A 9910-nucleotide genomic window follows, 5' to 3' on the forward strand; every position below is an offset into this window, starting at 1 on the left:
GGGCCGGGGCCCCGCCCAAGGCCCCGGCGAACCGGAGGCGCCCGGAGAGGCGCGGGGAACCGCGCGCCCAGGGGGAGAGCACCCGCAGCCCGCGGCGGAGCTCCAGGGGCACCCCCTCCCCGGGGCGGACGCGGAGCCCGAAGCGGCGGACCCGGAGGGCGGGGAACCGGAGCGCGGGGAACCAGAGGGCGGGGAACCGGACGACGGACGGTTCCGGGTGGTTCTGGACAACTTCGAGGGCCCCTTCGACCTCCTCCTCCAGCTGATCTCCAAGCACAAGCTGGACGTCACCGAGGTCGCGCTCTCCCGGGTGACCGACGAGTTCATGGCGCACATCCGCGCCATGGGGCCCGAGTGGGACCTCGACCAGACCACCGAGTTCCTGGTGGTGGCCGCCACCCTGCTCGATCTGAAGGCCGCACGGCTGCTCCCGCAGGCCGAGATCGAGGACGAGGCGGACCTCGCGCTGCTGGAGGCGCGGGACCTGCTCTTCGCCCGCCTCCTCCAGTACCGCGCGTACAAGGAGATCGCCACGATCTTCGCCGGGCGCTGGCAGGACGAGGCCCGGCGGTACCCCCGTACCGTCGGTCTGGAGCCGCAGCACGCGGAGCTGCTGCCCGAGGTGATGATCAGCGTCGGCCCCGAGGGCTTCGCGAAGCTCGCGGTGCGGGCGATGCGGCCCAAGCCCAGACCGCAGGTGTATGTGGAGCACATCCACGCCCCGCTGGTCAGCGTGCGGGAGCAGGCCGAGGTGGTGGTGGCGCGGCTGCGCGAGCGCGGCCAGGTCAGCTTCCGGGAACTGACCGAGGACGCGCCGGACACGCTCACCGTCGTCGCCCGGTTCCTGGCGCTGCTGGAGCTGTACCGCGAGCGCGCCGTGGCGCTGGACCAGGACGAGGCGCTGGGGGCGCTCACGATCCGGTGGAGCGGCGCCGCGGGCACCGAGCCGCTGGTGACCGACGAATTCGACCAGGAGCCCGGAGACCCCAGGAATGAGTGAGACCACCGAGACACCGGCCGAGAGCTACGAGGTCCAGGAGGCGGAGGCGGCCCCCGGCGCCGAGCCCGGCCCGCTGCCCGCCGGCGCTTCCGGGGCCGCCGGGCTGGAGCTGCGGCCCGCGCTGGAGGCCGTGCTCATGGTCGTCGACGAGCCGGTGACCCCCGAGCACCTGGCCAGGGTGCTGCAGCGGCGCCCGCGCGAGGTCTCGGACGCGCTGCGCGAGCTGGCCGACGAGTACGCCCGGGACGGGCGGGGCTTCGAGCTGCGGCTGGTGGCCGGCGGCTGGCGCTACTACACACGCGGGGAGTACGCCGACGCCGTGGAGCGGTTCGTCCTGGACGGGCAGCAGGCGCGGCTCACCCAGGCCGCGCTGGAGACCCTGGCGGTCGTCGCGTACCGGCAGCCGGTCAGCCGCTCCCGGGTCTCCGCCGTTCGCGGAGTGAACTGTGACGGGGTGATGCGCACCCTGCTGCAGCGCGGTCTGGTGGAGGAGGGGGGAACGGAACCCGAGACAGGTGCGATCCTGTACAGGACGACGCATTACTTTCTGGAGCGGATGGGCCTGCGCGGCCTGGACGAGCTTCCGGAGCTGGCCCCCTTCCTCCCGGAGGCGGAGGCCGTCGAGGGGGACACCCAGGAGGGCATGCCGTCGTTCGACGTAGACGACCCTTCCAGCGACTCCCAGACGACGGACACTGAGCACTGATGCGAAGCAGCGGCAGGAACACAGGCGGCAGCGGCAGCGGCGGCGGCCGCGGTAACCAGGGGCGCAAGCGGCAGCAGCCCGGCACACCGCGCCCCGAGGAGCGCCGCTACCCCCAGGGCCAGGGCGGCAAGCCCGGCGCCGGATCGGGCGGCGGCAAGCCCGCGGGCAAGGGCCGCCCGGCTGTCCGCAAGGGCGGGACCGGGAGCGGGGAGCGCAAGGCGCGCGACCGCAGAGGCTCGGCGCCCGCGCGCCCCCGCGAGTACGACGCGCAGGTCGAGGAGCGCAACCGGCAGCGGCACGCCAAGCCGCCGCTCAAGCTGCCCAAGACCTTCGGCGGGGAGGACGGCGAGCGGCTGCAGAAGGTCCTCGCGCGCGCCGGGATGGGCTCCCGGCGGGCCTGCGAGGAGCTGATCGAACGGGGCAGGGTCGAGGTCAACGGGAAGATCGTGCGCGGGCAGGGGCTGCGCGTGGACCCGGCGAAGGACGAGATCAAGGTCGACGGGCTGACCGTCGCCACCCAGTCGTATCTGTTCTTCGCGCTGAACAAGCCCGCCGGGGTCGTCGCCTCCATGGAGGACCCGGAGGGGCGCCAGTGCCTCGGCGACTATGTGCAGAACCGCGAGACCCGGCTCTTCCACGTCGGCCGGCTGGACACCGAGACCGAGGGCATCATCCTGCTCACCAACCACGGCGAGCTGGCGCACCGGCTGACGCACCCGCGCTACGGCGTGCGGAAGACCTATCTCGCCGCGATCCAGGGCCCCCTCCCGCGCGATCTGGGCAAGCGGCTCAAGGAGGGCGTCGAGCTGGACGACGGGTACGCCCGCGCGGACCACTTCCGGATCGTGGAGAACACCGGCAAGAACTACCTGGTCGAGGTCTCGCTGCACGAGGGCCGCAAGCACATCGTGCGCCGGATGCTGGCCGAGGCCGGGTTCCCCGTCGAGCGGCTGGTGCGCACCCGCTTCGGCCCGATCGCGCTCGGCGACCAGAAGTCGGGCTGGCTGCGGCGCATGACGAACACCGAGGTCGGCATGCTGATGAACGAGGTCGGACTGTAGCCCAGGGGCCGGGACCCGGGACCCCGGGGGCCGGGTCAGGACCAGACGGCCAGGGAGCGGGCGCGGCCCTCGGCGTCGCGCTCGATCTCCAGCATCCCGGCCACGGCCGAGCGGTTGATCCGGCCGTAGATCTGCGGCCCCGGCTCCCAGCGCACCCGCGCGTCCAGCCGGTGCTCGTCGATCATCAGCACCATCAGCGGGCCGACGGTGTCGCGGAAGTGCGCGTCGGCGACGGCCAGCGCCTCCTCCTCGTCGGCCGTGCACGGGATGAAGCCCCCGTTCACCAGGACCGGCGGGGCGTACGGCCGGTCCGGGGCCAGCAGCCAGTCGTCGAGCGGGACCACATGGAAGATCATGCCTCCCTTGTACCGTCTCGGCGGGCGGCCGTCGCGCACTGCCGCGCGGGCGCCGTGCGCGGCGAACTACGCTGTACGGCATGCGAACCTCCCTCGTGGTCGGCACGGGACTCATCGGCACCTCGGCCGCGCTGGCGCTCTCCGCGCGCGGGGTGCGCGTCCATCTCAGCGACCGGGACCACGAGCGGGTCCGTACGGCCTGCTCGCTGGGCGCCGGGACGGACGAGGAGCCCGGGGAGCCCGTCGACCTGGCGATCGTCGCGGTGCCGCCCGCCCGGATCGCCGGGGCCGTCGCCGGCCTCCAGCGGCGCGGGCTCGCCCGCGGGGTGATCGACGTCGGCAGTGTGAAGGGCACCCCGCGCCGGGAGCTGACCGAGCTGGGCGGCGACCTCACCACGTATCTGGGCAGCCACCCGATGGCCGGACGGGAGCGGAACGGGCCGCTGGCCGCCACCGCCGACCTGTTCGAGGGCCGGCCGTGGGTGCTCACCCCCACGCAGCAGACCGACACCGAGGTGCTGAACCAGGCGCTGGAGCTGATCGCGCTGTGCGGGGCCGTGCCGGTGCTGATGGACGCGGACGCGCACGACAGGGCGGTGGCGCTGGTCTCGCACACCCCGCAGCTGCTCTCCAGCCTGGTCGCGGCGCGGCTGGAGGCCGCGGCGGACACGGCCGTACGGCTGTGCGGCCAGGGCATCCGGGACGTCACCCGGATCGCGGGCTCCGACCCGGGGATGTGGGTGGACATCCTCTCCGCCAACCCGGGCCCCGTCGCCGACATCCTCGCCGAGGTCTCGGCCGACCTGGACGGGACGGTACGGGCGCTGCGCGCGCTGGAGTCCGGGGACGAGGCCAAGCAGACGGCGGGCGCCGAGGGGGTCGCGGACCTGCTGCGGCGCGGCAACGCGGGCCGGGTGCGGGTGCCGGGCAAGCACGGGCAGGCGCCGACCGCCTACGAGGATGTCGTGGTGCTCATCAGCGACCGGCCCGGCGAGCTGGCGCGGATCTTCGCGGACGCCGGGGCGGCGGGGGTCAACATCGAGGACGTCCGCATCGAGCATGCGACGGGGCAGCAGGCCGGTTACGTCCAGCTGATGGTCGAACCGAGGGCGGTGCGCCCGCTGCAGACCGCGCTCCGGGAGCGGGGCTGGTCGATCCGGCAGCAGCCCTGACTCCCGGGGCGTGACCGGGCGGGGCGCTCGCGGTCCGCCGGGAGCAGGACGGGGCGGTCGGCTGATCCCCGTAGCCGGTAGCCTGGTGCGGGCCCGTGAAATCCGAGAAAGGTGTCCGCCACCGTGTCTGCAACCCCGGCAACCGTGATCGTCGCCATCGACGGCCCCTCCGGCACGGGCAAGTCCAGCACGTCCAAGGCCGTGGCCGCGCAGCTGGGGCTGCGCTATCTGGACACCGGCGCGCAGTACCGCGCGATGACCTGGTGGATGCTCACCCACGGCGTCGATGTCGCCGACCCCGCCGAGGTGGCCGCCGCTGCGGACACGCCGCGGATCGACTCCGGCACCGACCCGGAGGCCCCGACGATCTCCGCCGACGGCGCGGACGCCTCGGGCCCGATCCGTACGCCGGAGGTCACCGCGGCGGTGAGCGCGGTCAGCGCGGTGCCCGAGGTGCGGGCCCGGATCACCGGGCTGCAGCGCTCCATCGCCGCCTCGGCGGAGGGCGGCATCGTGGTCGAGGGCCGGGACATCGGCTCCACCGTGCTGCCGGACGCCGATCTGAAGATCTTCCTCACCGCCGCGCCGGAGGCCCGCGCGGCCCGCCGCGGCGGTGAGCTGAAGAGCGCGGAGGGCGGCCGCCCGGTGGACCTGGCCGCCACCCGGCGCGACCTGGCGGAGCGCGACAAGGCGGACTCCAGCAGGAAGACCTCCCCGCTGCGCAAGGCGGACGACGCGGTCGAGGTGGACACCACCGAGCTCACCCTGGAGCAGGTCGTGGAGTGCGTGGTGACTCTGGTTGAGAAAGCGGCGCAGGCGGCGAAGGCGGCGGCCGGCAAGCCGGCGGCGAAGGCGGGGCAGGTCTAGGTGACAGCCACCGACGCCCTCCCCGGGCAGCGGGGAGCCGCCGTCGGCCGCGGCATCGGTATCGGGCTCATGCGGGGCCTGTGGCGGCCCCGGGTGCTCGGCGCCTGGCGGATGCCCCCGAGCGGGCCCGCCATCCTCGCGGTCAACCACACCCATCTGATCGACGGCCCGATGCTGATGGGCACCGCGCCCCGGCCGGTGCACTTCCTCATCAAGCGGGAGGCGTTCGTCGGCCCGCTCGACCCGTTCCTGCGGGGTATCGGGCAGCTGAAGGTGGACCGGGGCAGGGCCGACCGCGCGGTGATCGGCCAGGCGCTGGGCGTGCTGGAGCGGGGCGGTGTGCTCGGGATCTTCCCGGAGGGGACGCGCGGCGAGGGGGACTTCGCGGCGCTCCGCTCGGGGCTCGCCTACTTCGCGCTGCGCTCGGGCGCGCCCGTCGTGCCCGTCGCGGTGCTCGGCAGCACGGACCGCCGCGGACGGCTGATATCCGCGCTGCCCCCGCTGCGCGGCCGGGTCGACGTGGTCTTCGGCGACCCGTTCCAGGTCGGCGACGGGAGCGGGCTGCGTACGAAACGGGCGCTGGACGAGGCGACCGTACAGCTTCAGCGGCGGCTGAGCGGGCACCTGGCCGAGGCCGGCCGGTTCACCGGCCGCGCCCCGCACTGACGCGCGGCCACTGGGCCGCACGGCACGGAACGACGAGGATGAACGGACACCATGGACGACCAGAATCACCCCGGCGGCACGGGGCACGGGCACGGGGAGCTCGGTGACGCCGAGTTCGCGGAGTTCATGGAGCTCGCCGCGGAAGAGGGCTTCGACCCGGAGGAGGTGGAGGGCGCGCTCGGCGAGGCCGGGCACGGGCCGCTCCCGGTCCTCGCGGTCGTGGGCCGCCCGAACGTCGGCAAGTCGACCCTGGTGAACCGGATCATCGGCCGCCGCGAGGCCGTCGTCGAGGACCGGCCCGGCGTCACCCGGGACCGGGTCACCTACGAGGCCGAGTGGGCGGGCCGCCGCTTCAAGGTCGTGGACACCGGCGGCTGGGAGCAGGACGTGCTCGGCATCGACGCCTCGGTGGCGGCCCAGGCCGAGTTCGCGGTCGAGGCGGCGGACGCGGTCGTCTTCGTCGTGGACGCCACGGTCGGCGCGACCGACACCGACGAGGCCGTGGTCAAGCTGCTGCGCCGCGCGGGCAAGCCGGTGGTGCTGTGCGCCAACAAGGTGGACGGCCCCTCAGGGGAGGCCGACGCCGCTTATCTGTGGTCGCTCGGCCTGGGCGAGCCCCACCCCGTCTCGGCGCTGCACGGCCGGGGGACCGGGGACATGCTGGACGAGGTGCTCAAGGCGCTGCCCGAGGCGCCGGAGCAGAGCTTCGGCACCCCGCCGGGCGGCCCGCGCCGTATCGCGCTGATCGGCCGCCCGAACGTCGGCAAGTCCTCGCTGCTGAACAAGGTCGCGGGTGAGGAGCGCGTCGTCGTCAACGAGCTCGCGGGCACCACCCGGGACCCGGTGGACGAGCTGATCGAACTCGGCGGGCGCACCTGGAAGTTCGTGGACACGGCGGGTATCAGGCGCCGCGTCCACCTCCAGGAGGGCGCCGACTACTACGCCTCGCTGCGCACCGCGGCGGCCCTGGAGAAGGCCGAGGTCGCGGTGGTGCTGGTCGATGTGAGCGAGCCGATCAGCGTGCAGGACCAGCGGATCGTCACCATGGCGGTGGAGGCCGGGCGCGCCGTGGTGCTCGCCTACAACAAGTGGGACACCCTCGACGAGGAGCGCCGCTTCTATCTGGAGCGGGAGATCGAACGCGACCTCGCACAGGTGCGCTGGGCGCCCCGGGTCAACGTCTCGGCGCGCACCGGGCGGCATATGGACAAGCTGGTGCCCGCGATGGACACGGCGCTGGAGGGCTGGGAGACGCGGGTGCCCACGGGCCGGCTGAACGCGTTCCTCGGGGAGCTGGTGGCCTCCCACCCGCACCCGGTGCGCGGCGGCAAGCAGCCCCGCATCCTCTTCGGTACGCAGGCGGGCACCCGGCCCCCGCGCTTCGTGCTGTTCGCCTCCGGCTTCCTGGAGGCGGGCTACCGCCGCTTCGTGGAGCGCAGGCTGCGCGAGGAGTTCGGCTTCGAGGGCACCCCGGTGCAGATCTCGGTGCGGGTGCGGGAGAAGCGCGGCCGGAAGAAGTAGGCCGGGGCGCTCACTGTCCGCCGTAGGTGTGCCCGTTGCGCGGGGCGGGGGGGAGCGGCAGCGCGGTGGCGAAGTGCCCCGTGCCCTGCCAGGTGGGGTACGGATAGGGGTGCGGCCAGGCGCCGACGGGCTGCTCGGGGCCGGGCCAGGAGCCGGACCCCGTGGTGTGGCGGGTGCCGAAGCCCTCGAACCGGAAGTCCTCCTCGTTGGACCGGTCGAACGGCACAGCCCGGAAGAGCCTGCGGTACTCCGCGCACAGCGAGTCGTAGATCGGCGTCGTGGAGCTCTCCGGCGCCCTGACGTACGCCAGGCGCATCCCGGGGATCTGGCCGTGGTTCAGCTGCGGATGGTGGGCTCGGGGCGGTTCGTAAGGCTGCACGACTGTGCCAACGACCGGGCCGCCCGGCGGATGCGGGACCGGGCGGCAAATGACCCAAATCGCTGGTTTCTGTCCGAATTGCGGTGTGCGTCTCCGTGTGCCGGCGGATCGTGCTGGGCGCGCGGCCCCTCCGCGCGCCCAGCCCAGGGGCGGCCCCTGCCCGGCAACCTGCCGGACACCCCTTACGTGCCTTACGTGCCGGCGAGCGGCATCGCGGCGGCGACCAGGACGCCGCCCGCCGCGGCCTTCTCCAGCGCCTCGCGCAGCAGGTCCTCCCGCGGCTGCTGGCCGATGGAGCCCGCGGGGGCCGCGTAGACGAGGACCTTGTGCCCCTTGGCGGCGGCCGTGCGCCAGCCGTCGGTGACCGCCAGCGCCTGGTGCGCCTGCCACCAGGCGACCGGCTGGGCGCCCGGCGAGGCGGGCGGCATCAGGATCGCGTGCAGCTGGCCCATGGCGAGCAGCACCGACCAGCCCGGCACCTGCGCCGGGGGCTGGGCCACCTCGGTCACCGGCAGGAAGCCCTGCTCGATGAGGAGCGGCAGGAAGTCGTCGCCGGGGCCGTCGGTGCCCGGCCGGGCGATGGGCCCGGTGGGCTCGACGACGATCGCCGGGTACAGGGTGTCGTCGATGAAGACCTGGCCGCAGGTGACGCCCAGCACGGCCTGGCGCTGCTCCGGCCGCGGCGCGGCGGACCCGGAGGGGGCCGCGGGGACGGCGGGCGCGGCGGGCTCCGGCTGCCGCGCCTCCCCCGAGATGGCCCGCACGGCGCCCTGGAGCTGCTCCTCGGAGAGCGGCACGACCTGGGAGGGGATGCAGCGCGCGTGGGCGAAGGCGAGCACCGCCGTCTCCTCGCCGACGAAGAGCACGGTGCTGGTCGGCTCCGCTGTGGTGTCGCCCGGGGTGCGGCACGAGGTGCAGTCGTAGCTGCCCGGGGCGTTCTCTCCGGCGAGCAGGCGCTCGGCTTCTGCTTCGCCGATCTCGGCGCGTACGTCGTCGCTGACATCGAGCATGGGGGACACGAGGGCTCCTGGCTTTCGGTTCCTGTTCGTGTGGACAACGGGTGATCTGTGGCCGTGGTCACGCGCCGAAGCAAACGGAATCGCGCTGTTCGATACAGAGGGTGATCGTGTCCCCGGAAGGGGTCACTCCATGTCAACGTTTGCTCGGGGTATGGAAGTTCGAGCGGTGAAGTGACTCACAGATCCCGGCGCAGCGCGGGTGGTACATCCGCATATAGCAGTGCTTTCTGGGCTCCCGGAAACCGCTGTTATAGCGAGTAACCGGCAACTGGCCTGGAAAGACAAGGAGTTGGTTGAGATCAGGGCGAGGGCCTCCATACATTCCACGACGGTGCAAGGCGCACCACCCGGGCGGCGGATCGGGACATCCGGCGCCGGAAGCGCCGATGACCGCTCCGCATCGGGGGAGGTACGGGGGCCCGGGAACGTGGAAAGGGATTCCTTTGTCCAAACGTCGTAACGCTGCGCTGCTCGCGGGCGCCGGAATCGTCGCCCCGCTGGCGCTGCTCGCCGCCACCGCCACTTCGGCCACGGCGGCGCCGAACGACGGAGTGTGGGACCGCATCGCCAAGTGCGAAAGCGGCGGCAACTGGAACACCAACACTGGCAACGGCTACTACGGCGGACTGCAGTTCTCCGCCGGCACCTGGAAGGCGTACGGCGGTACGAAGTACGCGCCGACCGCAGACCAGGCCAGCAAGTCCGCACAGATCGCGGTCGCCGCTAAGGTCCAGGCCGGGCAGGGCTGGGGCGCGTGGCCGAGCTGCTCGGCCAAGGCCGGGGCCTCCGGCCGGGCGCCGGCCGCTCAGGCGCCGTCCGCCCGGCGGGCACCGTCGGCACCGGCGGCACCGCGCACCCGGCAGCAGCCGCAGCGGACCACCCAGCCGCAGTCCAGCAGGCCCGCCGCGCAGCCGGCGGCGCCGAACCGGGACGCCGCCCAGCCCAGCAGGGGGACGGGCCGCAGCGGCACCGGCAACTACACCGTCCGAGCAGGCGACACGCTCGGCTCCATCGCGGCGGCTCACGGCACCACCTGGCAGGCCGTCCACGCCGCCAACAGAAACGTGATCGGGGGCAATCCGAACCTCATCATTCCCGGCCAGCAGCTGCGGATCTGAGGTGTGAGTTCCGGGGGACGGGATGCCTCCCGCCCCCCACCGGCC

The 9910-nt window shown here is 73.7% G+C and carries 11 protein-coding genes; 8 read left to right on the top strand and 3 right to left on the bottom strand.

Features of this window, described 5'->3' with window-relative positions:
• From G5C65_RS23220 to G5C65_RS23230, 3 genes are all read left to right on the top strand, one after another.
• On the top strand, positions 1 to 1000 hold a 1000-nt coding region (locus tag G5C65_RS23220), incomplete at its 5' end, for a segregation and condensation protein A (RefSeq protein ID WP_241265989.1).
• Complete coding sequence (gene scpB / locus G5C65_RS23225; protein WP_165300858.1) at positions 993 to 1706, top strand: SMC-Scp complex subunit ScpB; 714 nt, start codon at positions 993 to 995, stop codon at positions 1704 to 1706. The genes G5C65_RS23220 and scpB, both read left to right, overlap by 8 nt.
• A complete protein-coding gene (locus tag G5C65_RS23230; RefSeq protein WP_165300859.1) occupies positions 1706 to 2767 on the top strand; it encodes a pseudouridine synthase in 1062 nt (353 codons plus the stop codon). The genes scpB and G5C65_RS23230 overlap by 1 nt, the downstream gene beginning before the upstream one ends.
• Positions 2768 to 2802: 35 nt before the next feature.
• Here G5C65_RS23230 and G5C65_RS23235 read toward each other — a convergent pair whose 3' ends face one another.
• A complete protein-coding gene (locus G5C65_RS23235; protein WP_165300860.1) occupies positions 2803 to 3123 on the bottom strand; it encodes a DUF952 domain-containing protein in 321 nt (106 codons plus the stop codon).
• Between the two features lie 80 nt (positions 3124 to 3203).
• Here G5C65_RS23235 and G5C65_RS23240 point away from each other — a divergent pair, with 80 nt between their 5' ends.
• The 4 genes from G5C65_RS23240 (at position 3204) to der (ending at position 7349) form a co-directional block, all read left to right on the top strand.
• Positions 3204 to 4295 (top strand): prephenate dehydrogenase, encoded by a 1092-nt coding sequence (locus G5C65_RS23240; protein ID WP_165300861.1) that lies wholly within the window; start codon positions 3204 to 3206, stop codon positions 4293 to 4295.
• Between the two features lie 111 nt (positions 4296 to 4406).
• Complete coding sequence (cmk, locus tag G5C65_RS23245) at positions 4407 to 5162, top strand: (d)CMP kinase (protein WP_165300862.1); 756 nt, start codon at positions 4407 to 4409, stop codon at positions 5160 to 5162.
• A gap of 69 nt (positions 5163 to 5231) precedes the next feature.
• Positions 5232 to 5828 (top strand): lysophospholipid acyltransferase family protein, encoded by a 597-nt coding sequence (locus G5C65_RS23250; RefSeq protein WP_206442179.1) that lies wholly within the window; start codon positions 5232 to 5234, stop codon positions 5826 to 5828.
• A gap of 51 nt (positions 5829 to 5879) precedes the next feature.
• Positions 5880 to 7349, top strand: coding sequence for a ribosome biogenesis GTPase Der (der, locus tag G5C65_RS23255; RefSeq protein WP_165300864.1), 1470 nt, complete (start codon positions 5880 to 5882; stop codon positions 7347 to 7349).
• A 10-nt stretch (positions 7350 to 7359) separates the two neighbouring features.
• Here der and G5C65_RS23260 read toward each other — a convergent pair whose 3' ends face one another.
• Together G5C65_RS23260 and G5C65_RS23265 are read right to left on the bottom strand one after the other, a co-directional pair.
• Positions 7360 to 7728 carry a hypothetical protein gene (locus G5C65_RS23260; RefSeq protein ID WP_165300865.1) on the bottom strand — a complete coding sequence of 123 codons (369 nt, stop codon included), beginning with the start codon at positions 7726 to 7728 and terminating at the stop codon, positions 7360 to 7362.
• Between the two features lie 191 nt (positions 7729 to 7919).
• The gene (locus G5C65_RS23265; RefSeq protein WP_165300866.1) at positions 7920 to 8738 is read right to left on the bottom strand and encodes a hypothetical protein; all 819 of its coding nucleotides are present in this window, start codon (positions 8736 to 8738) and stop codon (positions 7920 to 7922) included.
• A 452-nt stretch (positions 8739 to 9190) separates the two neighbouring features.
• Here G5C65_RS23265 and G5C65_RS23270 point away from each other — a divergent pair, with 452 nt between their 5' ends.
• Complete coding sequence (locus tag G5C65_RS23270; RefSeq protein WP_241265990.1) at positions 9191 to 9865, top strand: LysM peptidoglycan-binding domain-containing protein; 675 nt, start codon at positions 9191 to 9193, stop codon at positions 9863 to 9865.
• The last annotated feature ends 45 nt before the right edge of the window (positions 9866 to 9910 follow it).

The sequence above is a fragment of the Streptomyces boncukensis genome, assembly GCF_011045075.1.
Taxonomy (GTDB): domain Bacteria; phylum Actinomycetota; class Actinomycetes; order Streptomycetales; family Streptomycetaceae; genus Streptomyces; species Streptomyces boncukensis.

What these genes read in the sequence shown, in the direction of transcription:
- scpB (WP_165300858.1), top strand. Translation starts at nt 993, where the DNA reads ATGAGTGAGACCACCGAGACACCGGCCGAGAGCTACGAGGTCCAGGAG.
- G5C65_RS23230 (WP_165300859.1), top strand. Translation starts at nt 1,706, where the DNA reads ATGCGAAGCAGCGGCAGGAACACAGGCGGCAGCGGCAGCGGCGGCGGC.
- G5C65_RS23235 (WP_165300860.1), bottom strand. Translation starts at nt 3,123, where the DNA reads ATGATCTTCCATGTGGTCCCGCTCGACGACTGGCTGCTGGCCCCGGAC.
- G5C65_RS23240 (WP_165300861.1), top strand. Translation starts at nt 3,204, where the DNA reads ATGCGAACCTCCCTCGTGGTCGGCACGGGACTCATCGGCACCTCGGCC.
- G5C65_RS23250 (WP_206442179.1), top strand. Translation starts at nt 5,232, where the DNA reads ATGCGGGGCCTGTGGCGGCCCCGGGTGCTCGGCGCCTGGCGGATGCCC.
- der (WP_165300864.1), top strand. Translation starts at nt 5,880, where the DNA reads ATGGACGACCAGAATCACCCCGGCGGCACGGGGCACGGGCACGGGGAG.
- G5C65_RS23265 (WP_165300866.1), bottom strand. Translation starts at nt 8,738, where the DNA reads ATGCTCGATGTCAGCGACGACGTACGCGCCGAGATCGGCGAAGCAGAA.